This window comes from Thalassobaculum sp., assembly GCF_040219615.1.
Classification (GTDB): Bacteria; Pseudomonadota; Alphaproteobacteria; order Thalassobaculales; family Thalassobaculaceae; genus Thalassobaculum_A.
Genome location: NZ_JAVJSE010000016.1, coordinates 86,418 through 109,015, shown reverse-complemented (window position 1 = coordinate 109,015; position 22,598 = coordinate 86,418). Strand labels below are relative to the sequence as shown.

The 22,598-nt window shown below is 70.3% G+C and carries 28 protein-coding genes and 1 pseudogene; 9 read left to right on the top strand and 20 right to left on the bottom strand.

Annotated features, from left to right (window positions below; genetic code table 11):
- Positions 1-155: 155 nt before the first annotated feature.
- The 7 genes from RIC31_RS11365 to RIC31_RS11335 form a co-directional block, all read right to left on the bottom strand.
- The gene (locus tag RIC31_RS11365) at positions 156-1,304 is read right to left on the bottom strand and encodes an iron-containing alcohol dehydrogenase (protein WP_350106839.1); all 1,149 of its coding nucleotides are present in this window, start codon (positions 1,302-1,304) and stop codon (positions 156-158) included.
- Positions 1,305-1,309: 5 nt separating this feature from the next.
- On the bottom strand, positions 1,310-2,692 hold the full coding sequence (locus tag RIC31_RS11360; protein WP_350106836.1) for an aldehyde dehydrogenase family protein: 1,383 nt from the start codon (positions 2,690-2,692) through the stop codon (positions 1,310-1,312).
- A gap of 20 nt (positions 2,693-2,712) precedes the next feature.
- A complete protein-coding gene (locus RIC31_RS11355) occupies positions 2,713-4,080 on the bottom strand; it encodes a glutamine synthetase family protein (protein ID WP_350106833.1) in 1,368 nt (455 codons plus the stop codon).
- 268 nt (positions 4,081-4,348) lie between these two features.
- Positions 4,349-5,383 carry a TRAP transporter substrate-binding protein gene (locus RIC31_RS11350; protein WP_350106830.1) on the bottom strand — a complete coding sequence of 345 codons (1,035 nt, stop codon included), beginning with the start codon at positions 5,381-5,383 and terminating at the stop codon, positions 4,349-4,351.
- Between the two features lie 52 nt (positions 5,384-5,435).
- Complete coding sequence (locus RIC31_RS11345; protein ID WP_350106828.1) at positions 5,436-6,758, bottom strand: TRAP transporter large permease; 1,323 nt, start codon at positions 6,756-6,758, stop codon at positions 5,436-5,438.
- Entirely contained in the window at positions 6,758-7,264 is a 507-nt protein-coding gene (locus tag RIC31_RS11340; protein WP_350106825.1) for a TRAP transporter small permease subunit, read from the bottom strand. The genes RIC31_RS11345 and RIC31_RS11340 overlap by 1 nt, the downstream gene beginning before the upstream one ends.
- A gap of 20 nt (positions 7,265-7,284) precedes the next feature.
- Positions 7,285-8,118 carry an N-formylglutamate amidohydrolase gene (locus tag RIC31_RS11335; RefSeq protein ID WP_350106822.1) on the bottom strand — a complete coding sequence of 278 codons (834 nt, stop codon included), beginning with the start codon at positions 8,116-8,118 and terminating at the stop codon, positions 7,285-7,287.
- Positions 8,119-8,221: 103 nt separating this feature from the next.
- On the opposite strand from RIC31_RS11335, the gene RIC31_RS11330 reads away from it, so the two are divergent.
- Positions 8,222-9,112 carry a MurR/RpiR family transcriptional regulator gene (locus RIC31_RS11330; protein ID WP_350106819.1) on the top strand — a complete coding sequence of 297 codons (891 nt, stop codon included), beginning with the start codon at positions 8,222-8,224 and terminating at the stop codon, positions 9,110-9,112.
- A gap of 9 nt (positions 9,113-9,121) precedes the next feature.
- Here RIC31_RS11330 and RIC31_RS11325 read toward each other — a convergent pair whose 3' ends face one another.
- The 4 genes from RIC31_RS11325 to RIC31_RS11310 form a co-directional block, all read right to left on the bottom strand.
- Complete coding sequence (locus tag RIC31_RS11325; RefSeq protein ID WP_350106815.1) at positions 9,122-9,619, bottom strand: PAS domain-containing protein; 498 nt, start codon at positions 9,617-9,619, stop codon at positions 9,122-9,124.
- Positions 9,616-10,122 carry a PAS domain-containing protein gene (locus tag RIC31_RS11320; RefSeq protein WP_350106812.1) on the bottom strand — a complete coding sequence of 169 codons (507 nt, stop codon included), beginning with the start codon at positions 10,120-10,122 and terminating at the stop codon, positions 9,616-9,618. The genes RIC31_RS11325 and RIC31_RS11320 overlap by 4 nt, the downstream gene beginning before the upstream one ends.
- Before the next feature lie 101 nt (positions 10,123-10,223).
- Entirely contained in the window at positions 10,224-11,786 is a 1,563-nt protein-coding gene (locus RIC31_RS11315; protein ID WP_350106809.1) for a fused MFS/spermidine synthase, read from the bottom strand.
- 70 nt (positions 11,787-11,856) lie between these two features.
- Positions 11,857-12,342, bottom strand: coding sequence for a PAS domain-containing protein (locus RIC31_RS11310; RefSeq protein ID WP_350106806.1), 486 nt, complete (start codon positions 12,340-12,342; stop codon positions 11,857-11,859).
- 222 nt (positions 12,343-12,564) lie between these two features.
- Here RIC31_RS11310 and msrA point away from each other — a divergent pair, with 222 nt between their 5' ends.
- The 5 genes from msrA to RIC31_RS11285 all read left to right on the top strand — a co-directional run bounded on the left by msrA (position 12,565) and on the right by RIC31_RS11285 (position 15,671).
- Positions 12,565-13,173, top strand: a complete 609-nt coding sequence (msrA, locus tag RIC31_RS11305) for a peptide-methionine (S)-S-oxide reductase MsrA (RefSeq protein WP_350106803.1) — start codon at positions 12,565-12,567, stop codon at positions 13,171-13,173.
- A 33-nt stretch (positions 13,174-13,206) separates the two neighbouring features.
- Positions 13,207-13,698, top strand: a complete 492-nt coding sequence (msrB, locus tag RIC31_RS11300; RefSeq protein ID WP_502990118.1) for a peptide-methionine (R)-S-oxide reductase MsrB — start codon at positions 13,207-13,209, stop codon at positions 13,696-13,698.
- 74 nt (positions 13,699-13,772) lie between these two features.
- Positions 13,773-14,540, top strand: a complete 768-nt coding sequence (locus RIC31_RS11295; RefSeq protein ID WP_350106800.1) for a M48 family metallopeptidase — start codon at positions 13,773-13,775, stop codon at positions 14,538-14,540.
- A 111-nt stretch (positions 14,541-14,651) separates the two neighbouring features.
- Positions 14,652-15,263, top strand: coding sequence for a PAS domain-containing protein (locus RIC31_RS11290; protein ID WP_350106796.1), 612 nt, complete (start codon positions 14,652-14,654; stop codon positions 15,261-15,263).
- 6 nt (positions 15,264-15,269) lie between these two features.
- On the top strand, positions 15,270-15,671 hold the full coding sequence (locus RIC31_RS11285; protein ID WP_350106793.1) for a hypothetical protein: 402 nt from the start codon (positions 15,270-15,272) through the stop codon (positions 15,669-15,671).
- A 75-nt stretch (positions 15,672-15,746) separates the two neighbouring features.
- Here the strand turns inward: RIC31_RS11285 and RIC31_RS11280 are convergent, their stop codons facing one another.
- Both RIC31_RS11280 and RIC31_RS11275 read right to left on the bottom strand, forming a co-directional pair.
- On the bottom strand, positions 15,747-16,226 hold the full coding sequence (locus RIC31_RS11280) for a flavodoxin family protein (RefSeq protein ID WP_350106790.1): 480 nt from the start codon (positions 16,224-16,226) through the stop codon (positions 15,747-15,749).
- A gap of 16 nt (positions 16,227-16,242) precedes the next feature.
- A complete protein-coding gene (locus tag RIC31_RS11275; protein WP_350106787.1) occupies positions 16,243-17,079 on the bottom strand; it encodes a cytochrome c in 837 nt (278 codons plus the stop codon).
- A 140-nt stretch (positions 17,080-17,219) separates the two neighbouring features.
- On the opposite strand from RIC31_RS11275, the gene RIC31_RS11270 reads away from it, so the two are divergent.
- On the top strand, positions 17,220-18,440 hold the full coding sequence (locus RIC31_RS11270; protein WP_350106784.1) for a Bcr/CflA family multidrug efflux MFS transporter: 1,221 nt from the start codon (positions 17,220-17,222) through the stop codon (positions 18,438-18,440).
- Positions 18,441-18,450: 10 nt separating this feature from the next.
- Here RIC31_RS11270 and RIC31_RS11265 read toward each other — a convergent pair whose 3' ends face one another.
- The 5 genes from RIC31_RS11265 to RIC31_RS11245 form a co-directional block, all read right to left on the bottom strand.
- The gene (locus tag RIC31_RS11265; protein WP_350106782.1) at positions 18,451-18,648 is read right to left on the bottom strand and encodes a hypothetical protein; all 198 of its coding nucleotides are present in this window, start codon (positions 18,646-18,648) and stop codon (positions 18,451-18,453) included.
- Complete coding sequence (locus RIC31_RS11260) at positions 18,645-18,866, bottom strand: helix-turn-helix domain-containing protein (RefSeq protein ID WP_350106778.1); 222 nt, start codon at positions 18,864-18,866, stop codon at positions 18,645-18,647. Before RIC31_RS11260 ends, RIC31_RS11265 begins: the two co-directional genes overlap by 4 nt.
- Before the next feature lie 3 nt (positions 18,867-18,869).
- On the bottom strand, positions 18,870-19,430 hold the full coding sequence (locus tag RIC31_RS11255; RefSeq protein ID WP_350106775.1) for a DUF2975 domain-containing protein: 561 nt from the start codon (positions 19,428-19,430) through the stop codon (positions 18,870-18,872).
- A gap of 95 nt (positions 19,431-19,525) precedes the next feature.
- Complete coding sequence (locus tag RIC31_RS11250; protein WP_350106772.1) at positions 19,526-19,768, bottom strand: hypothetical protein; 243 nt, start codon at positions 19,766-19,768, stop codon at positions 19,526-19,528.
- A 75-nt stretch (positions 19,769-19,843) separates the two neighbouring features.
- Positions 19,844-20,440: a cysteine hydrolase family protein gene (locus tag RIC31_RS11245; RefSeq protein WP_350106769.1), complete on the bottom strand. Its 597-nt coding sequence runs from the start codon at positions 20,438-20,440 to the stop codon at positions 19,844-19,846.
- Positions 20,441-20,537: 97 nt separating this feature from the next.
- On the opposite strand from RIC31_RS11245, the gene RIC31_RS11240 reads away from it, so the two are divergent.
- The gene (locus RIC31_RS11240; protein WP_350106766.1) at positions 20,538-21,119 is read left to right on the top strand and encodes a nitroreductase family protein; all 582 of its coding nucleotides are present in this window, start codon (positions 20,538-20,540) and stop codon (positions 21,117-21,119) included.
- On the opposite strand, the pseudogene RIC31_RS11235 reads toward RIC31_RS11240, so the two are convergent.
- Positions 21,088-21,321, bottom strand: a pseudogene (locus tag RIC31_RS11235) (type II toxin-antitoxin system RelE/ParE family toxin); the annotation flags it as partial. The gene RIC31_RS11240 and the pseudogene RIC31_RS11235 sit on opposite strands and share 32 nt — an antisense overlap.
- A gap of 85 nt (positions 21,322-21,406) precedes the next feature.
- Positions 21,407-21,676, bottom strand: a complete 270-nt coding sequence (locus RIC31_RS11230) for a type II toxin-antitoxin system Phd/YefM family antitoxin (RefSeq protein WP_350106763.1) — start codon at positions 21,674-21,676, stop codon at positions 21,407-21,409.
- Between the two features lie 160 nt (positions 21,677-21,836).
- Between RIC31_RS11230 and RIC31_RS11225 the strand changes: the two genes are divergently transcribed.
- Complete coding sequence (locus RIC31_RS11225; RefSeq protein ID WP_350106759.1) at positions 21,837-22,592, top strand: hypothetical protein; 756 nt, start codon at positions 21,837-21,839, stop codon at positions 22,590-22,592.
- Positions 22,593-22,598 lie beyond the last annotated feature (6 nt).

The following is a 22,598-nucleotide window of genomic DNA, read 5'->3' as shown; positions in this document are numbered from 1 at the left end:
CTCCGGGATGACGACAGGGGGGTGGGATCTCGCGGTGAAATCGGCCGAATTCCGCCAAACTTCCGTCATTCCGGAGGGGACGCGTGAGCGTCCGGCTCCGGAACCCACCAGCCGCCGAGAAATGTGTGAACACCGTAGACGCAGCGACGGGCTGCTCAGATCACCTCGCGGAACAGCTCCTTCGCGGCGTCCAGGGTCAGCTCGACCGGGTTGCCGCCGGCCGTCGGGTCGACGATCGCCATGGCGGCCAGCTCGTCGATCCGGTTGTCGCCGACCCCGAGCTCGCGCAGCTTCTCCGGGATGTTCATCTCGGACCGCAGCCCGAGCGCCAGGTCGTAGAACGCGCCGAAGCTGCTGCCGACCCCGAGATAGGACGCCGCCGCCGCCAGCCGGGCCTCGACCGCCGGGCGGTTGAAGCGCAGCACCGCCGGCATCACCACGGCGTTGGTGGTGCCGTGATGGGTGTTGTAGACCGCACCGACCGGGTGCGAGAGGGCGTGGATCGCGCCCAGGCCCTTCTGGAAGGCGACCGCCCCCATCGCGGCGGCGCTCATCATGTGGGCGCGGGCCTCCAGGTCGCCGCCGTCGGCATAGGCGCGCGGCAGGTAGGCGGCGACCAGCCGCAGGCCCTCGAGCGCGATGCCCTGGCTCATCGGGTGATAGAACGGGCTGCAATAGGCCTCCAGGCAGTGCGCGAAGGCGTCCAGACCGGTGCCGGCGGTGATCGCCTTCGGCATGCCGACCGTCAGCTCGGGATCGCAGATCACCACCGAGGGCAGGATCTTCGGGTGGAAGATCACCTTCTTCACATGGCTCTCTGAGTTGGTCAGCACGCCGGCGCGGCCGACCTCGGAGCCGGTGCCGGCGGTGGTCGGCACCGCCACGTTCGGTGCGATCTTCGAAGCGTCGGCCCGGGTCCACCAGTCGCCGATGTCCTCGAAGTCCCAGACCGGCCGGGTCTGGCCCGCCTGGAACGCCACCAGCTTGCCGAGGTCGAGGCCGGAGCCGCCGCCGAACGCGATCACCCCGTCATGGCCGCCGGCCTTGAAGGCGGCGACGCCGGCCGCGAGGTTGACGTCGGTCGGGTTCGGGTCGACTTGCGAGAACATCGCCCGGCCGAGGCCGGCGGCGTCCAGGATGTCAAGGGTGGCGGCGGTGATCGGCAACCCGGCGAGGCCGCGGTCGGTCACCAGCAGCGGCCGCCGGATCCCGGCGGCGGCGCAGGCCTGCGGCAGTTCCTTGATCCGGCCGGCCCCGAAGCGGATGGCGGTCGGATAGCTCCAGTTGGCGGTCGGGGACGACATGCGCGTCAGGCCTTCTTCAGATGGTAGGACTTGGGACGGGTGAGGTTCTGGAAGCCGATCGGCGACAGCGCGCCGCCGCGGCCGGTGTCCTTGCAGCCGGTCCAGCACAGGCCGGGGTCCAGGTAGTCGGCGCGGTTCATGAACACGGTGCCGGTCTCGATGCGGGCACCGAGCGCCGCCGCGCGGCCCGGGTCACGGGTCCACAGCGAGGCAGTCAGGCCGAACTGGCTGTCGTTCATCAGCCGGACGGCCTCGTCGTCGCCGGACACCCTCATGATGCCGACCACCGGGGCGAAGGTCTCGTCGCGCATCACCCGCATGTCGTGGGTCACGTCGACCAGGATCTGCGGCATCAGGTAGGTGCCGCCGTCGTCCTGCGGGAACAGCTGCCGGCCGATCAGCGGCCTCGCCCCGGCGGCGACCGCCTCGGACACCTGGGCGCGGGCCTCGTCGGCGAAGCGCTTGTTGGCCATCGGGCCGAGGGTGGTCTCCGGGTCCAGCGGATTGCCGAGCCGGTAGCCCTCGACGATCGCCACCGACTTGGCGACGAAGTCGTCGTACAGGCGGTCGACCACGTAGATCCGCTCGATCCCGCAGCAGCACTGGCCGGAGTTGAACATGGCGCCGTCGATCAGGGTGTCGGCCGCCGCCGCCACGTCGGCGTCGTCCATGACGTAGCCCGGGTCCTTGCCGCCGAGCTCGAGCCCCAGCCCGGTGAAGGTGCCGGCGGCCGCCCGCTCGATCGCCCGGCCGCCGCCGACCGAGCCGGTGAAGTTCACGAAGTCGAAGGCCCGGCCGGCGATCAGCGCCTCGGTGGTGGCGTGGTCGAGGAACAGGTTGACGAACAGCCCTTTCGGCAGCCCAGCCTCCTCGAAGGCGCGGACCATGCGCTCGCCGACCAGCAGGGTCTGCGATGCGTGCTTCAGCGCCACCGCGTTGCCGGCGATCAGCGCCGGCGCCACGGTGTTGATGGCGGTCATGTAGGGGTAGTTCCAGGGCGCCACCACGAACACCACGCCGTGGGGCTCGCGCAGGATGCGGCGCTCGAAGCGATCGGAGTCCTCGACCACGATCGGTGCCAGCGCCGTCCCGGCGATATCGGCCATGTAGGAGGCGCGCTCGTTCACGCCGCGGAACTCGCCGCCGTAGCGCACCGGGCGACCCATCATGCGGGCCAGCTCGGGCACCACCTCGTCGTTCATGGCGCCGAGCCGCTCGACCCCGGCGCGCACCAGGGCGACGCGCTCGGCCAGTGGCCGGGCCGCCCACTCCTTCTGCAGGCGGCGGGCGCCGTCGACGGCGGCGCGGGCGGCCTCGGCCGGCATCGCCGGGCGCTCGGCGAACACCGAGCCGTCGATCGGCGAAATGCAGCGGATCATCGTGCTCATGCCATCGTCCTCCCTCGGGCTCAGGCCCGTTCGAACCCGCGCGCGACTTCCCAGTCGGTGACCCGGCGGTCGTATTCCGACTGCTCCCAGCTGGCCGCGTGCAGGTAGTGGTCGACCACGTCGCCGCCGAACGCGGCCCGCATGGTCTCCGAGCCGTCCAGCGCGGCGATCGCCTCGCGCAGGGTGGTCGGCACCTCGGGCACGCCGGTGCCGCCATAGGCGTCGCCGACGAAGGCCGGCTCCAGCGCCCGCCTGTTCTCGATACCGTCGAGGCCGGCCGCCAGCATCGCCGCCATCGCCAGGTAGGGGTTCAGGTCGGCGCCGCCGATCCGGCACTCGACCCGCACGCCCTTGCCGCCGGCCCCGCACACCCGGAACCCGGCGGTGCGGTTGTCCAGCGACCACACCGCCTTGGTCGGCGCGAAGGTGCCCTTCACGAAGCGCTTGTAGGAGTTGATGTAGGGCGCCAGGAACAGGGTGATGTCGCGGGCGTTGTGCAGCAGCCCGGCCATGTAGTGCCGCATGGTCTCGGACATGCCGTGCTCGGCGGCCGGGTCGTGGAACAGCGGCTTTCCGTCCAGGCTCCACAGCGACTGGTGGACGTGCGAGGAGTTGCCGGCGGCGGCGTAGTTCCACTTCGCCATGAAGCTGATCGATCGGCCCTTGGCCCAGGCGATCTCCTTGCAGGCGTTCTTGGTGATGGCGTGGCGGTCGGCCATGGTCAGGGCGTCGGCGTAGCGCACGTTGATCTCGCACTGCCCGGCGTCGGCCTCGCCCTTGGAGTTCTCGACCGGGATGTCGGCGCCCTGCAGGCCCTTGCGGATCGCCCGCATCACGTCCTCCTCCTTGGTGGTCTGGAGGATGTGGTAGTCGGCGTTGTAGTGGCTGAAGGTCGCGAGGTTCCGGTAGCCGGCGGCGTGCGCCTCGGCGTAGCTGTCACGGAACAGGAAGAACTCCAGCTCCGAGGCCATCATGGCCTTCATGCCCATGGCCTCGAGCCGGGCGATCTGCTTCCTGAGGATCGCGCGCGGGGCGTGCGGCACCTCGGCGTGGCCGTGGTGGTCGAGCACGTCGCACAGCACCAGGGCGGTGCCCTCCAGCCACGGGATCCGGCGCAGGGTCGAGAGGTCGGGGCGCATGGTGTAGTCGCCGTAGCCGGCCTCCCAGCTGGTCGACTTGTAGCCCTCGACCGTGGTCATCTCCAGGTCGGTCGCCAGCAGGTAGTTGCAGGAATGCACCTCGGCCCAGGCGCTGTCGACGAAGTACTCGGCCTGCATGCGCTTGCCCATCAGCCGGCCCTGCATGTCGACCTGCGCGACCACCACCGTGTCGATCGCGCCGTCCGCCACGGCCTGCCTGAGTTCGTCCAGTGTCATCCTGCCAGCCATGGGGTCCGTCGCGATCCTGTGGGTTACGGCGCCGCTGTATCACGTCCGCCGGGAAGCGCCAGTCCCGGGTTCGTCAGTGCAGAGGCGTCGCGTGGTTTCCGGAGCCGGGCGCTCGCGCGCCCCCTCCGGAATGACGAAGGACGGGGACCGGCCAGGCAATGCCATCCGGCCTCATCCCCTCGTCGTCACCCCGGAGGGCCCCGGACTTGATCCGGGGCGGCTCCGGGGCCCACGGAGCGACGGGCGCCGAACGCCCGCCGCCCTGCCGTCAGCCGTAGCGATACGGCCGGCCGGCCTTCTGCATGTCGGCGTTGTACTTCTTGAAGATGTCCACGACCTTCTTCTTGGTCGGGGACTCGGCGGCGATCTCGTCCCAGAACTTGACGGCCGCCTTCTCGACCGTGTCCCACTCGGCGTCGGGGATCGTGGTCAGCTTCATCTTGGTGCCGTTGACCCGCAGCGACGCCTCGCCGCCCCAGTACCACCACTGGCGATAGTAGTGGCTGCTGTCCATGGTCAGCTTCAGCAGCTCCTTCAGGTCGTCCGGGAGCTCGTTGTAGCGGTCCATGTTGGCGAAGAACGACCCCGCCCAGGCGCCGGAGATGTTGTTGGTCAGGAAGTAGTCGGTCACGTCGGCCCAGCCGACCGTGTAGTCCTCGGTGATGCCCGACCAGGCGATGCCGTCGAGCTCGCCGGTCTGCACCGCGACCTCGATGTCCTCCCACGGCAGGGTGACCGGCACCACGCCGAACTGCGCCATGAAGCGGCCGGCGGTCGGGAAGGTGAACACCCGCTTGCCCTTCAGGTCGGCCAGGCTGTGGATCGGCTCCTTGGTGGCGAAGTGGCAGGGGTCCCAGGCGCCGGCCGACAGGTGCTTGACGCCGACCTTGGAGTACTCCGCGTCCCAGATCTCGTTCAGGCCGTACTGGTTGAACAGCACCGGCACGTCGAGGCTGTAGCGGCTGGCGAACGGGAAGTAGCCGCCGAACACCGTGACCTCGGTCGGCGATGCCATGGAGTCGTCGTCGGACTGCACCGCGTCGATGGTGCCGCGCTGCATGGCGCGGAACAACTCGCCGGTCGGGACCAGCTGATCGGCGAAGAACAGCTCGATCTGCATGCGGTCGCCGGCGATCTTGTTGAAGCTCTCGATCGCCGGCTTGATCACGTGCTCGGCCAGCGCCGGGCCGGCATAGGTCTGCATGCGCCAGCGGATCTTGGTCTGGGCGTGGACCGCCGGGGCGGCCAGGGCGGCGGCGCCGGCGAGCGCGCCGGTGGTCAGAAGCTTGCGTCGTGTCGTCATTGTGAAGTCCCCTTGTTTCTTGGTTTCCGGCCCGTTGCCGGGCTCTCTCCGGTTATTTCGCGTAGACGGCTTCCGGCAGCCACAGGGCGATCTGCGGAAACACCATGACCAGCGCCAGGGCCAGCACCATCACCGCCACGAACGGGACGATCGAGCGGTAGATGTCGCGGATGCCGATCTCCGGCGGCGCCATCGCCCGCATCAGGAACAGGTTGTAGCCGAAGGGCGGCGTCATGTAGGCGATCTGGGTGGTGATCGTGTACAGCACCCCGTACCAGATCAGGTCGTAGCCGAGGGCCGCGACCAGCGGCACGTAGAGCGGGGCGACGATCACCAGCATGGCGGTGTCGTCCAGGAACGTGCCCATCACGATGAAGCTGAGCTGCATCAGGATCAGGATCATCCAGGGCGACAGCCCGAGCTGCTCGGTGAACAGGTTCTCGATGGCGCGGACCGCGCCCAGCCCATCGAACACCGCGCCGAAGCCCAGTGCCGCCAGGATGATCCACATGAACATGCAGGAGATCGCCAGGGTCTGGCGCACCGAGGTCTCGAACACCTCGCGGGTCATCCGGCGCTTCACGACCGCCGCCAGGAAGGCCGTCATCGCCCCTATGGCGGAGCTCTCGACCAGCGAGGTCCAGCCGTTCACGAACGGCACCATCATGGCCGCGAAGATCGCCAGCGGCAGCAGCCCGGCCCGCAGCAGCGCCAGCTTCTCGGACAGCGGCATGGCGCGCTCGTCGGCCGGCAGCGGCGGACCGAGCTCGGGCTGCAGGCGGCAGCGCACCGCGATGTAGACGATGAACAGCCCGGCCATCAGCAGTCCCGGCACCACGCCGGCGAGCCAGAGCTGGCCGACCGGCTGGCGCGCGATCATGGCGTACAGCACCAGGACCACCGAGGGCGGGACCAGGATGCCGAGGCTGGATCCCGCCTGGATCACGCCGGTGACCATGATCTTGTCGTAGCCACGCCGCAGCAGCTCCGGCAGCGCGATGGTGGCGCCGATCGCCATGCCGGCGACCGACAGGCCGTTCATCGCCGAGATCAGCACCATCAGGCCGATGGTCCCGATCGCCAGGCCGCCCCGCACCGGGCCCATCCAGACGTGGAACATGCGGTACAGGTCGTCGGCGATCCGCGACTCCGACAGCACGTAGCCCATGAAGATGAACATCGGCAGGGTCAGCAGCGGGTACCACTTCATCAGCTTCATGGCCGCCGAGAACGGGATGTCCGACCCGCCGGTGCCCCACAGCAGCATGGCAGCGGCGGCGCCGACGAAGCCGATGGCCCCGAACACCCGCTGCCCGGTCATGAGCATCAGCATCATGGTCGAGAACATCAGGGCGGCGATCAGCTCGTAGGACATCAGAGCTGCTCCCCGCGGATCCGGCCGATGTCCTTGAAGAACTCGGCGACGGCCTGAAGGATCATCAGGCCGATCCCGAAGCACATGACGATCTTGATCGGCCAGAGATAGGGCCGCCACGCAGTCGGGCTGCGCTCGCCGTATTCCAGCGAGTAGACGGTCGAGTTGACGCCGCCGTACATCAGCACGCCCAGGAAGTAGATCAGGAACAGCACGCTGAAGGCGTCGACCCAGGCCTTGGTGCGCGGCGACCAGCTGCCGTAGATCAGATCCATGCGCACGTTGGCGTCGAGCTGGATCGAGTACGGGCCGCCGAGGATGTAGTACGCCACCATCATGAACTGGGCCATCTCCAGCGTCCAAAGCGACGGCAGGAAGAAAGTCTTGGAGATCGACGACCACAGCAGGATGCCGACCAGGGCGAAGATCCCGTACATGGCGATCCGGCCGACCCGGCGGTTGAACGCCTCGACATACCGTACGTAGAGCTGGATCGCCTTCGGCATCGTTCCTGTCCCCGCCGCCGTCAGCCGACGCGCGGCGTCTGTCGTGACGAAGCCGGCCCGCCGGCCAGGTCCGCCTGCGCCGCGGTCAGCCAACCGGCCAGCCGCGCGGCCATCGCCCGCTGGCCGGCCCCGTTCCGGATCAGGTCGTTGCGGACCTCGATCATGACATTCCCCAGTCCGCGCGGCAGCGCATGCCGCTGCAGCGTATGCGTCACCCCGTCCGCCGGCCCATAGGGCTCGTTGCGGCGGACCGCCAGCCCCGGCTCGGCGCCGGCATGCTGCAACACAGCATCCGCGAAGCGGGCGTCCATGTCATGAAGAATGCCGACGTCGAGCGTGCGCCGCACGCCCTTGTAGACCGGCGTGAAGGAATGCACGGTCACCACCACCGGCTCCTCGCCGGCGGCCCGGCGGGCGTCGAGATGCGCCGCCAGGGCCTGGTGGAACGGCACGTAGACCCGGTCCACCCGATCCTGCCGGGCTTCCGGCGACAGCCCGCGGTTGCCGGGCACCGCGTGGACCTCGCTGACCTCGGGGATCGCGCTGTCGGATTCCGGCGGGCGGTTGCAGTCGTAGACCAGCCGCGAGACCCGCTGGGCGACCAGCGGCGCATCCAGGATTCGCGACAGCTCGCGGGCGACCGGCAGGGCGCCCGGATCCCAGGCGATATGGCTGGTGGTCAGGCCGGGGCCCAGCCCGAGATCGCGCAGCTCCGGGGGGATGAAGTTCCCGGCATGCTCGCAGACCAGCACGAAGCCGCCGCGACCGGTCGGGTTGACCAGTTCGACCGGGTCGGTCCGGAGCAAGCCGCCGGCCTGTGGAAAGCCGGCCGCTGCGCTGGCCTTGGAACGCATCACACATCCTCTCGGGTTCTGAAATTATCATTTCAGAGCGATGCAGACAGTCAAGCGACATTCTGAGACAATCCGCCTACCCGCGAGCGAGATTTTCCCCACCATGAGCCCGGCCCCCCATCCGCCGCCCCGCGACCAGACGGTCGCCGACAGCATCCACAACCGCTTCCAGTCCCTGACCCGGGCGGAGCGCCAGCTCGCCAATGCGATCCTGGCCAACTACCCGGTATCGGGCCTGGGCAGCATCACCGCGCTGGCCGAGGCCTCGGGCGTTTCCACCCCGACCGTGGTGCGGATGGCCAAGAAGCTCGGGTTCAGCGGCTTCCCGGAGCTGCAGGCGGCGCTGCGGAGCGAGCTGGAGGCCACAATCTCCAGCCCGATCGCCAAGCACGACCGCTGGGCCGGGAACGCGCCGGACACCCACATCCTGAACCGCTTCGCCGAGGCGGTGACCGAGAACCTGCGGCAGACCCTGCGGCAGATCGGCATCGACGAGTTCGACGGTGCCGCCGCCCTGCTGCGCGACCGCAAGCGCGACGTCTACGTGGTCGGCGGCCGCATCACCCGGTCGCTCGCCGACTATTTCTTTACACACATGCAGGTGATCCGCAGCGGCCTGACCCTGATCGCCCCGAACTCCAACACCTGGCCGCACTACGTGCTGAACATGAAGGAGGGCGACGTGCTGGTCGCCTTCGACGTCCGGCGCTACGAGCACGACGTGCTGCGGCTCGCCGAGACCGTCACGGCGCGCGGCGTGAAGCTCGTGCTGTTCACCGACCAGTGGGGCTCGCCGGCCGCCAAGCTCGCCACCCACAGCTTCCGCGCCCGCATCGAGGCGCCGTCGGCCTGGGACTCCTCGGTGGTGACCCTGTTCGTGGTGGAGGCCCTGGTCGCCGCCGTCCAGACCGCGACCTGGAGCGAAACCAAAGAACGGATGCGGACGCTCGAGGAACTGTTCGACCAGGCGAAGATCTTCCGGAAGTTCGTCTGAGCGCCGGCGCTACCGCCTGCGGTCCGCGCTCCTGGTCAGGTAGAGCGTCATCGCCAGGATCATGTCGACCGTCGCGCCGTCGGTCGCCAGCGGCAGATAGACCCGCTCGATCGGCGCGAAGTCGAACTTGATCGGCATCGCCGTCGCCCCGTGGCGATAGCTCGGCAGGCCGGTCTCGACCACCGCCACCCGGTCGGTGTGGATCACCGTGTCGACGACCCCCGGCAGCGCCTCGTCGAGATACCGCCCGGTGAAGTCCTTGCCGAACGCCCGGACCACCGCCGTCCCCATCAGCCGGACCCTGAAGCGCAGCGGATCGCGCTCGACCTCGGTCAGCACCAGGTTGGCGAGCGCGCCCGGCACCGCCGCCGGGTCGAAGTCGCGCCGGCCCGGCAGCGCATCGCGCGGGTGCACCGACAGCCAGTAGCGCAGCAGCGCCCGCATTTCCGCGGCCCGGGCGATCTCGAGGATCCCGTTCGCGCGGGCGACGCTCGGATGATCGGTCATCGCGGCCCGCCGGCCGGCGCGTCGGCACGCGACATGTAGATCATCATGCTGAGGATCATGTCGACCTGACGGCCATCGGCCGCGAACGGCAGGAAGATCCGCTCGACCGGCAGGAAATCCAGCCTGAACTTCGTGGGGGACACCCCGTGCCGGTAGTTGGGCAGCCCGCTCCCGGCGACCTCCACCCGGTGGGCGATCAGCGGCTGGTCGCTGGAATCGGGCCAGACCTCGTCCAGGTACCGGCCGGTGAAATCGTCGCCCATTGCCTTGACCACGGCGGTTCCCATCAGCCGGACCCTGAACCGGAACGGCTCGCGCTCGACATCCGTCAGGACCATGTTCGGCAGGGCCCGCGGGACCGCCAGCGGATCGAAGTCCTGCCGGCCCGGCATCCGGTCCCCGGGATGGATCGACATCCAGTATTCGAGCAGCCCGCGCAACGCCGGATGCCGGATCAGCGGCAGGATCTCCTCGGCCTTCTCGATGCTGGGATGTTTGGTCATCTCGCCCGTACGAAGCCCGAACCGCTGCGGGAGCGTATCGCACTGGCGCCGTGGTACGCACCCGCCATGATTGCCGGACGGCCCCGTCGTCGCCCTGGCGGTCAATCCGCCGGCGCCAGCAGCAGCGTGGTCATCAGCCGATCGACCGGCGCGAAGTCGTCGGTCAGGACCGGCACCTGACCGCCGGCCGCCGCCATCACCGCCTCGACCGGCAGCCGCAGCCAGACCCGCCGGATACCGCGCACCGCCGCCAAGCTGTCGAGGCCGCCGGCGGTGCGGCCGGCGACCACCACGTAGGTCAGGCGCGGCTCGCCCCCGCGCAGCGCCGCCGCCAGCGCGTCGGCCTCGGCCCAGACCTCGACGCCGGCGAAGTCCTGCCCGAGGGTGCGGGCGAGCGCCGCCACGAAGCGCGGCCGCCGGCCGTCGTCGACCACGTTGGCGACGTAGAACCCGCGATCGGTCAGGCGGCGCGCGACCTCGCCGTGGAACTCCCGGGTCACCAGATGGGCCGGCACCGAGATGTCGTGGAAGGCGTCGCCGAACACCACGTCGAAGGCCGGCTCCACCGGCAGCGACTGCAGCAGCATGCGGGCGTCGCGGTGCCGGATCTCCAGGGCCGGATGCCCGGTGTCGGCCCACAGCCGCTCGCGCGCCGCCGCGGTGACCGCAGGGTCGATCTCCGCCACCGTCAGCCGGGCCGCCGGCATCTCCGATGCCCAGGCCCGCGGGAGGGTGTAGCCGCCTCCGCCGATGAAGAAGGCGGCGGGCGGCCGGTCGGCGGAGAGCCGCAGGCGGCGGCGGGCATATTCGTCGACGAAATGGATGTACGGGTTGAACAGCAGCGTCGGGTCGTCGCGATCGTTGATGCTGTGTGCCAGGTGATCGAGCACGATCACGGCGCTCGGCCGGCCGCTGACCGGCGCGAAATCGTCGATGCGGATGCAGAAGTAGTCGCTCTCCCGGTCGCAGGGCGACACCAGGGCCCCGGTGCCCTGGCTCCAGGCGGCGACGCCGCCGAGCAGCACCGCTATCCCGAGGCCGACCCGCGGGGCGAAGCCGCGGCCGGCAAGGCCGGCGCACAGGACCGCCAGCACGGCATAGACCGCCGCGACCGCGACGATGGTCCCGGTCGAGCCGATCCAGGCGATGAACAGGTAGCCGGCGGACAGCGTCCCGGCGATGCTGCCGAGCGTGCCGAGCGCGTACATGCGGCCGATCACCGGACCCGGGTCGTCCGGCCGCAGCCCGACCGCCAGGCGGGTGACGATCGGGGCCACGATCCCGACGAACAGGCTCGGCAGCAGGAACAGCGCCGCACTGAGCAGGACGACCGCCGGCACCGTTCCCAGGCCGCTGCCCAGCAGCGGGCCGGCCAGCAGGCGGAGCAGGCCCAGGGTCGCGAAGCTGCTGACGCTGGCGAGTGCCAGGGCAACCGCCAGCCGCCGGGTGGCGCCGAGATCGCCGATCCGGGCCGACGCCATCCGGCCACCGATCCAGTGCCCGGCCGACAGCCCGGCCAGGACCACGGCGATGATCGCGGTCCAGGTGTACAGCGACATGCCGACATAGGGCGCGATCAGCCGGCCGGCGACGATCTCCACCACCAGCCCGCCGGCCGAGCTGAGCAGCAGGGTCACCCCCAGGATGGTCTGCCGGACGATCATTTCGCCTCGCTTTCGGAACCGCGGGAAGGCCGGTCCGACCCGGGCGCCGGCACCACGCGGCGGTCCGCGATCACGGCCGGCGCGCCAGATAGAGGGTCATCCCCAGGATCATGTCTACGGTCTCGCCGTCCGCGGCGAACGGCAGGTAGATCCGTTCGATCGGGCCGAAGTCCAGCTTGAACGCCATGCGCGGGTCGCCGTAGCGGTAGTTCGGCAGCCCGGTCTCCGCGACCTCGATCCGGTGCAGGTAGCTGTAGTCGATCTCGTGGTCGGTCAGCATCTCCGACAGGTAGCGCCCGGTGAAGTCGCGGCCGAAGGCGGCGACCACGGCCGTCCCCATCAGGCGGACCCGGAAACGGTACGGGTCGCGCTCGACCTCGGTCAGGACCAGCCAGGGCAGCGCCGCCGGAACCTCGCCCGGGTCGAAGTCGCCGCGCGCCGGCAGTCGGTCGGGCGGATGGATCGCCAGCCAGTACTCCAGCAGCCCGCGAAGTTGCTGATTGCGGGCGACCGCCAGGATCTCCCTGACCCGGACCGCCCCCGGATGCTCGTCCAATCGTTTCCCCCGCGGCCACCGAACGCCATCGGTACACCGGATCACCGGCGCGATCCATCAGAGGGTATACCGGTACACGGCTGCGTGCGCTCCCTCGACAGCGGGCGCCCGCGCCCCACATGGTTCCGGGCGCGGCGAGGGCGTATCCTTTCGGCCCGCCGCGACATTCGCCGGTCCGGGAGGCAGACGCCGATGTTCCGCTGGTTGCCAGGAGGCAAGTCCATGACCCCGTCGACATTCCCCGACCCCGCCGTCGACCTGCCGGCGGACGGAACCGGAGAGCGCACCGCCGTGCTGGCCGGCGGCTGCTTCTGGTGCACCGAGGCGGTGTTCAAGGAACTGGCCGGGGTCCGCGCCGTGCGCCCGGGCTACGCCGGCGGCACCGCCGAGACCGCCGACTACCGCACCGTGTGCTCCGGCACCACCGGCCATGCCGAGGCGATCGCGATCACCTACGACCCGGGCGCGACCAGCTACGGCGATCTGCTGAAGGTGTTCTTCTCGGTCGCCCACGACCCGACCCAGCTGAACCGCCAGGGCAACGACCGCGGCCCGCAATACCGCTCGGCGGTGTTCTACGCCAACGCCGACGAGAAGCGGGTCGTCGAGGCCTATATCGCCCAGCTCGACGCCGCCGACGTCTTCGACGCGCCGATCGTGACCACGGTCGAGCCGCTAGACGTGTTCTACGAGGCCGAGGACTATCACACCGACTACGCGGCCCGGAACCCGTCGCAGCCCTATATCGTGCACGTCTCCGCGCCGAAGGTGGCGAAGCTGCGCAAGACCTATCCGCAGCGGCTGAAGGCCGCCGAGAAGACCGGCGCCTGAGGGCGCGAGACACCCCGTCCGGGAGAGACCGCCATGACCGACACCGCCGCCTCGAATGCCACTTCGGCCGCCGGCTACGACCTGCACCGGCCGGACGAAGCCGAGATGAAGCAGTTGACCGCCGGCCTGGACCGCGAGGAGATCCGGGTGCTGCTGCATCACGGCACCGAGCGGCCGTTCTGCGGCACCCTGCTCGACAACAAGAAGACCGGCACCTACGTCTGCCGGGTCTGCGGGCTGCCGCTGTTCTCGTCGCAGCACAAATTCGACTCCGGGACCGGCTGGCCGAGCTTCTTCGCGCCTTTCGACCCGGCCCATGTCGCCAACCTGCGCGACGTCAGCCACGGCATGGTGCGTGTCGAGAACCGCTGCGCGCGCTGCGACAGCCATCTCGGCCACGTGTTCCCGGACGGCCCGCCGCCGAGCGGGGCGCGGTTCTGCATGAACTCGGTCTCGCTGGAGTTCGTCGAGGCCGGCACGCCGCTGCCGGACCGGCTGAACCGGGGCGACCCGACCGACCATTGAGCCGGCTGAAACCATGACCCTGCAGCGGCGTTGACAGGGCAGCCCCGCGCCCTGCAACGCCCAGGATCCCGACCATGCCGAGACTTGCCGCCCTGCCCAGCCGCCTCGCCGCGGCCGTCGCCGTCGCCATGACCGTGGCCGCCTGCGCCGAGGCGCCGGTAACCGGGCGCCAGCAGCTGATCCTGCTGCCGGAGGGCCAGGCCCGGCAGATGGGGGTCGACGCCTACCGGCAGATCAAGAGCGAGAAGGGAATTTCCGGCGATCCCCGCTATACCCAACCGGTGAACGAGATCGGCCGAAGGATCGCCGACGTCAGCGGCCAGCCGGGGCTGGCCTGGGAGTTCACCGTGCTGGAGGACGAGGAGCCGAACGCCTTCGCCCTGCCCGGCGGCAAGGTCGGGGTCAACACCGGCCTGTTCAAGGTCGCGGAGAACAAGGACCAGCTCGCCGCGGTCATGGCCCACGAGGTCGGCCACGCGATCGCCCGCCACAGTGCCGAACGGGTCTCGCGGCAGGCCATCGTGCAGGTCGGCCAGCAGGCGATCGGCTCGCAGTATCCCGGGATGGCCGACATCCTCGCCCAGGCGTCGACCCTCGGCCTGATCCTGCCGTTCACCCGCGAACAGGAGGCCGAAGCCGACCACATCGGCCTGATGCTGATGGCCAAGGCCGGATACGACCCGCGCGCGGCCGTCCAGCTCTGGCGCAATTTCGAGACTCTCGGCGGCCAGCGCCCGCCGGAGTTCCTCTCGACCCATCCGGCGCCCGGGTCGCGGATCGCCAACCTGCAGCAGATCATGCCGAAGGCCCTGGAAGAGTATGCCCGCAGCCGCTATCGGTAGCACCGGCGGCGGGACTGCTACCTGCGCGAGCCTTGTCATCGTTAAGTTCACCTTAATGTGACCGTGCTATGACGCTGGACGAGCCGAGGGTGGAGCGATAAGGGCTTGGCGATGACGACCGCAGCGAATGCCGGCCCGGACCGGGTCGACGGGATCGAGGTGGCACCGCTGCTGCCGGCCGAGGCCTGCGGCAAGGCCGACGCCCGTGCCCTGCTGGACTGGTGGAACGGCCTGCCGCGCGACGGCGGCGCGATCCCGGACTGGAGCGACGTCGACCCGGTCGCGCTGCTGCCCTGGATGGGCTGGATCAGCCTGTACGATGTGGTCGACGGCGGCCGCGACATCCGCTACCGGCTCGTCGGCTCGCGCATTACCGAACAGGCCGGCATCGACCTGACCGGCCGGCTGGTCTCGCAGGGCGTCTACGCCGCCACCCCGCGATTGCTGCTCGAGCACTTCCGGCGGCTCGGCGAACGCGCGGCCCCGGCCTGGACCAACCGGGTGATGGAGACCCAGCACGGCCTCACCATCACGCACGACCGGATCTGGCTGCCGTTCCGGCGCGTCGGCAGATCCGTCGAGTTGTGGCTGCTCTATGTGTGCCGACTGGAATCGAGCGCCGACCGGCTGGACGCGGGACGGCTCGCCGGCTTCGGCCAGCGCGACCCGAAGACCGGGCTGGTCCCGGTAACTCTCAATCCGGCCTCGCTGCTGCGGGCCTGAGGCCCGATGCCCGGCGGTCCGACCCGGGGCAGTTTTCACGTCGCCTATGACGACCGAGACAATATCCTGCGGCTGGAATACCGCGGCCACGTGACCCTAGAACTGATGCTGGCCGCCGCCGACGCCGTCTTCACCACCCCCGGGATCGGCGCCGGGACGCGCCTCCTCGCCCTGCACCTGGACACCAGCCTCGACGAGATCGACCTCGCTGCCCTGAGAGCCTACCAGGCCCACAAGGCCGCCATGGGCTACCCGAGCCTGCCGACCGCAGCGGTCATCGCCGACATCCCCGGCCATCTCGCCATGGCCGCGCTCTGGGCCGCCACCAAGCCGGGCGGCAGGGACGGCCGGGCGCGGGTGTTCACCGAAGAGGCCAGCGCCCGGGCCTGGCTGCTGGCCGGCCGCTGATCGTCCGGCCGGCGCGCCCCGGGACCGGACAGCCGGGTCGGGGCGCGAGATTGCAGGGGATCGCTTCCCGTGCCCTCAGAACACCCCGGCGTCGAGCCCGGCGGCCATCAGGGTGCCGAGCTCGCGGCACTTCGCCTCGAACCCGTCCTGCCACTCGCCGCGGCACAGCACCGGCTCGCACACCGGCTTCCAGCGGAGGCCGGTGACGATGGTCTCGACCCCGCGGCGGGTGCCGGTGCCGTCGTGGCCGGCGCGGATGTACAGGGCGTAGGGCAGGCCCTGGGTCTTCTCCAGCACCGGGTAGTAGGTGCGGTCGAAGAAGTCCTTCAGCGCCCCGCTCATGTAGCCGAGGTTCTCGGAGGTCCCGAGGACGACCCCGCTGGCCGCCAGGACGTCGTCCGGCCCGGCGTCCAGCGGCGCCACCACGCGCACCGCGATCCCGTCGGCCCCGGCGTCGCCGGCCCCGGCCGCCACGGCGTCGCGCAGCCGCCGGGTGTTCGGCGACGGCGCGTGCGCCACGATCAGCAGGGTCTTCGTGCCGGGCCCTTCGGTCATCGGTCTCCGTCTTCCGTCAGTCGGCCGGCTGCAGCGACCGCATCCAGGCGACCAGCGCGTCCAGGTCGCCGTCGGTCATCCTCGCATAGAAGCCGAAGCCCATGGGCGGCAGCAGCCGGGTGCCGTCGCGGCTGACCCCGGTCGTGATCGCCCGCTTGATCTCGGCATCGCTCCAGTCGCCCATCGCCGCCGGCGTGATGTTGCGCGAGATCGACGTGCCCCACGGCCCGTGGAACTCGCGGGCGCCGGCGCCGAGCCGGGTCATGTCGAGCCCGCCCTTGTCGGTCATCGGGGTGTGGCACTCGACGCAGTGCCCGACCGGGCCCGCCAGATAGCCGCCGTAGGCCACCTTGTCGGTGCGCGGCGGCGCGGTGACGCCGGCGACCGCCGGGCCCCAGGCCGGCGGCAGCGGAATCCGGTAGACGCTGTCGGGGACCTTGTTCTTCACAGGCTTCACGGTGCGCAGATAGGCGACCATCGCGTTCACGTCGTCGTCGGCGATGTCGCGGTACAGCCAGAACGGCATCGGCGGCCCCATCAACCGGCCGTCGCGGTCGACGCCCTCGCGGATGGCGCGGACGATCTCGGCGTCGCTCCAGCTCCCGATGCCGGTCTCCTTGTCCGGGGTGATGTTGGCCGGCCAGGCGTCGAAGGCGGCGTCCTTGATCGGCGGGCCGCCGGCGAACTCCTTGCCCGGAACCACGCCGCCGGCGTCCTGTAGCGAATGACAGTTGCCGCAGCCGGCGATCGACTCGACCAGGTAGCGGCCGCGCTCGACCGGGGTCTCGGCGGCGGCCGTCAGGCTCCAGCCGGCGATCAGGACGCCGGCGATCAGCGATGCTTTCAGTGACATATTTCGCTTGCTCCACACCCCCACCTTGCCCGCGAAACAGGACATGAATCGGCCTTTGGACGCAATCGCGATGCGCGACACCGGCGACGGTCGCGGCATCGCCATGCTACGCAGGGAACGTCCCGCCGATCGGAGCCCGCATGACCGCCACCGCCTCTCCCCCGGCCCCCGCGCCCGCTCCCGGCCGGTCGCTGATCGTCCTGCTCGGGTCGCTGGTCATGGTCGGCCCGCTGGCGGTCGACATGTACCTCCCCAGCCTGCCGGACATCGCCGCCGGGCTGGCGGCGCATCCGGCCCAGGTTCAGCAGACCATCACCGTGTTCCTGCTCGGCTTCGCGGTCGGCATGCTGGTGTACGGGCCGATCTCCGACCGGGTCGGCCGGCGGCCGGTGATCGCCGCCGGGCTGGCGCTGTTCCTGCTGGCCTCGCTGATGTGCGCGGTCGCCGACAGCATCGGCACGCTCACCCTCGGCCGCTTCCTGCAGGCGGTCGGCGGCGGTGCCGCCTCGGCCCTGGCGCGGGCGGTCGCCAAGGACCTGTTCTCGACCGAGGGCGCGGCGCGGGTGCTGTCGCTGATGGCGATGGTGATGGCGATCGCCCCGCTGGCCGCGCCGACGGTCGGCGGGCAGATCCTGCTGGTCGCCGACTGGCGGGCGATCTTCTACGTGCTGGCCGCGTTCGGCGCGGCCGGGCTGCTGGCCAGCCTGACCCTGCTGCCGGAGTCGCTGCCGCCTTCGGCCCGGATCGGCATCCGGCTGCTGGGCGCGTTCGCCGCCTACGGCCGCATCCTGGTCAGCCGGCGGGCGCTGGCCGACCTGGCGTCGGGCAGCTTCAACAGTGCCGCGATGTTCGCCTACATCACCGGCACGCCGTTCGTATACATCGAGTTCTTCGGGGTCCCGCCGCAGTGGTACGGGGCGCTGTTCGGCATCAACGTGGTCGCTCTGGTCATCGCCTCCGCGCTGAACGCCCGCTACCTGGAGCGGCTCGGGCTGCGCCGCATCACCCGGCTGTCGATCGCCGCCGGTGCCGCCGGCGGGGCGGTGCTGCTGTTCGCCGGACTGACCGGGATCGGCGGGCTGTGGCTGGTGGCGGCGCCGCTGCTGGTGGTGGTCGGCATCCAGGCGCCGGTGGCGGCGAACTGCACGGCCCGGCTGATGGGGGCGTTCCCGGCCAGCGCCGGCGCCGCCTCGGCGCTGTTCGGCGCGGTCCGGTTCGGCCTCGGCGCGCTCTCCAGCCTGCTGGTCGGCCTGCTGCACGACGGCACGCCGCTGGCGATGTGCGCGGTGGTGGCCGGCTGCTGCTTCCTGGCCTTCGCGATGCGGTTCGGTCTGGACCGGCTGAACGGCCCGGGCGACTAGCGCGGGCCGATCAGCGGGGGCAGCGGGCGCCGGTCGGCCGGCCGTCCAGGGTCGAGCCGTCGCCGCACGCGACGGTGCAGTTGCCGATACCACGGCAGGCGCTGCCGGCGAGGTCGGCCACCGTGGCGCGCCAGTCGATCGACCCGCAGCCGGCCGGCAGCAGCCCGGCCGCCGCCAGCAGCGCCGCCGCCGCGAGCATCCGTCTCATGTCTCGCTCCCTTCGCCCGGCTCGACGTCCAGCAGGTCGCCGGGCCGGCAGTCCAGGGCCTCGCACAGCCGCTCCAGGGTGGCGAAGCGGATGCCCTTCACCTTGCCCGACTTCAGCAGCGACAGGTTGGTCTCGCTGATCCCGACCCGTTCCGCCAGTTCCTTGGAGCGCATCTTCCGCCGCGCCAGCATGACGTCCAGCCGCACCACGATCCGCATCGGTCAGATCATCAGGGCGTTTTCGTCGGCGATCCGCCGGCCCTCGCGCAGGATCCAGGCGACCGCCAGGAACACCAGGCCGATCACCACCCCGGCGACGTCGTCGGAGCCGAGCGCGATCGCCAGCTGCCGCTGCCCCGGCGGGTTGGCCAGGGTCAGCACCAGCACCACCGCGGTATGCGCCGGCGGCGCCAGCGCGGCATGCGCCAGCACCGCGACCGCGAAATCGCGCAGGGCCCGGGCCCCCGGCTCCGAGAACACCTCGCCCTCGGCGACCCGGCGGAACAGCGTCGACAGCCGCGCCAGCCCCCAGATCAGCACCAGCGACGGCACCGCGCCGACCGCGATCGCGGCGCGCAGCCGCCACGGGTCGCCGGCCGCGAGGTCGAGCGGCAGCCCGGCCAGCCCGGCGCGCTGCAGCACCCATTGCGGCGCCAGGACGGCGATCAGCAGCGCCGCCGCCGGGATCGCCGCCGCCACCGCCAGCAGCATCCAGCGCAGCAGCCCGGCCAGCCGCATCAGCCGGGAGCGCGCGTCTTTCTCGGCATGAGATGTCGCGTTCATATTTACGTTTTACGTAAATTTATTGCCGTCAGTCAACAACAACAATCGCCGGTCAAGGATGGAGCGACCGAAGACGCCGCGGGAAACCGAGGCGGTCAGCCGTCGTTGACGCAGCGCACCGGCCGGTCGAAATAGCTGACATCGGCGCAGGACCGCCCGAACAGCCGGTCGGTCCAGTAGAAGGTGTTGCGGCCGGTCGCCATCTGCGGGCCGGCGAGCGCGGCGGCGCCGATACCCACCTCGACCGGGGTGCAGGCAGCGCTCGCGGCCAGGACAGCGGCCGCGGCAACGGTGATGGCGGCGCGGCGGATCAGGGATCTGGAGGCGGATCGGGTCATGGCGTGTCTCCGAAATTCTTTCGGCGGGTCCGCTTCGGGACCGGGTCGTGCCGTCGTTTTGACGGCGGCGGCATTCTACCCGAGAGCGGCGAACTCCGCCACGATCTCGTCGACGGTGGCGATCCGGGCCAGCAGCTTCAGGGTCTCCAGGGTCGCCTCATGCTGGCGGATCGTGGCGGTCGAGCAGGCGTCGGCCGCCACCGTGACCTCGTAGCCGAGGTCGGCGGCGTGCCGCACGGCGTGGTCGACGGCGTAGGCGGTCGATACCCCGCACACCACCAGCCGACGCGGTCGCAGCGGGAACAGCACCTCGTCCAGGATCGAGTTGTGGAACACATTGTTGCGGGTGTGGGTGACCACCGGCTCCCGGTCCTCGGGGCCGAGCCCGTCGAGGAATTCCGCTCCCCAGCCGCCCTCGACCCAGGCGCCGATCTCGACGAAGCGCCGGAGGATCGGCGTGTTGGCGATCACCGTCGCCATGTCCGCCGGCAGGGCCAGCCGGGTGTGCACGATCGGCACCCCGGCGGCGCGGGATGCCGCGAACAGCCGCTTCGCGCTCGCCAGCCTGGCCTCGCTCCACGCCCGGTCCTCGCCGATGCCGATCCCGACCTTGCCGTCGGGATGGCAGTTCTCGTTCTGGTAATGAACGGCGAGGACGACGGTATCGGGCATGGCGGGACCCATTGTTGCGAACGACATGCAATAGAGCACTTTGATTTGGCCCTGCGGATGCCTATGTTCGCCCGGAACCCGACGGAGATCACCCCCTATGGACACCCTCGATCTGCTTCTGACCCGCCGCTCGGTGGTCGCCAAGGACATGGGCGAGCCGGGGCCGGACGCCGCCACCCTGGAGAAGATCCTGGCCGCCGGCATCCGGGTGCCCGACCACGGCAAGCTCGGCCCCTGGCGCATCCAGGTGCTGCACAAGCCCGGCCAGGCCGCCCTCGGCGATGTGCTGGCGACGGTCTTCGCGGCCGAGCACCCGGAGGCCGAGGCACGCCAGGTCGAACTGGAGCGCCAGCGGCCGCAGCGCGCGCCGGTGCTGCTGGCGGTGACCGCGCGGGTCGACCCGCACCACCCGAAGATCCCGCTGATGGAGCAGCAGCTCTCGGGCGGCGCGCTGTGCCAGAACATCCTGGTGGCGGCCCATGCCAGCGGCTTCGTCGCCCAGTGGCTGACCGAGTGGCCGTCCTACCACCCGGCGGTCCGCCAGGCGCTCGGGCATTCCCCGGACACCGAGATCATCGGCTTCATCTACATCGGCACGCCCACGACCCCGCCGAACGAGCGCCCGCGCCCGGCGTTCGAGACGGTGGTCAGCGAGTGGACGGGTCCGGCGGCAGCTTGAGTTGCTGCTCGCTTCGCCAGACGCGGATCACCCATACCTGAGACGACGAGCAACGGTAGACGATACGGAACGGTGGATGGATCAGTTCTCGCAGGCCGTGTCGGCCGAACTCGGGTACGATCCTCCCGATCTCCGGAAAATCGTGCAGAACCTCGACCCGAGTGAAGATTTCGGCGATCAGGCGATTACCTGCTGCGGGAGCCCCTTGTTCAACATATCAGGATCGGAGTGCGTTCAAGTCCGCTATCGCCGAGTTGGCGACGCCGACGACGACCCCGGGCATCCGGTTACTCGAGGCCGAAGCGCGCCTTGGCCTCGGCCAGCGAGACGTGACGCCCGGCTTCAATATCCGCGAGTCCCTGCGCCACAGCACGCATGAAGGCTCGCTCTTCCTCGGATTCCTCATAGCCGGCAATCGACTGAACGACCGCGACCCCATGTCCTTCGGAGGTCAGGAGAACCGGTCTGCCGGTCTCCAGCACATGGCCGACGACCCGATCCGGGTCGGCTTTCAACTCGGAGAGCGGAATCGCATCATCGGAAAACTTCCCAGCCATACCGTCACCCAGATCCTGTAGTGCGACCTGATCATAACACCCGTTCGCCGGACTGTCAGGCGGCGGCCCCGGCCAGGCTGGACCGCCCGAGTGGGCTTTCCCCGAAGCAGTGATATCTCCTATAGTTGAAAAAACCTGACGGGTCGTCCGCATAAAGCCCGTGATCCTGCCTGCCGTCGCCGCCGTCTGGCTGCTGCTTGCCGGTTGCGCCACCACCACCGCTCCGACTCCGGCGCCGCCGACCCTCGACGCAGTCGCCTTCGAGGCCGCGATCGGCGACGCCAGCGGCCAGTCGGCGGCCAACGTCTACGACGGGCTGTTCGCAATCTCCGACGGCAATCCGAAGCTGATATGGCGCGACCCGGCTGCCAAGAAGCAGATCAAGGTCGTCTCGCTGATGTCGCAGGCGTCTTACGACAAGTATTACCGGAACACGCCGGGCGGCGTGACCGGCGGCGTCCATGCCTGGGTGACCCTGGCGCCGCAGATCCGGGAGTTCTGTCGGGCGACCGGCCTGGCCGGCGACGCCCTGAAGGACCGGCTGCGCGAGCATCTCGGCCTGGTCCCGGACCGCCCCTACGACATGTTCGTCGAGCTCTGGGTCGACCGAACCGACCTGTTCCGGCCGTGCCCCGACCCGGAGACCGGCGACACCGCCTGCAACGTCGCCTTCCCGATGGCGAACGGCCTGCCGGTGGCGCCCAAGGTCAAGGGCGTCGACGACTACCTGGCCTGGTTCAACGCCGCCTACGCCTGGGCCTACGCCGCCGGCGGCGCGCCGTGGACCCGGCTCGGCTACACCTACGACTGGAACCCCGATACCCCGAAATTCGGGGCCAGCGAATACCTGATCACCAAGGGCGCCGTCTGGGAGGTCGCCGGCGCCGCACCCGTCGACGCGTATTGCCGGCCGTAGAGCCGG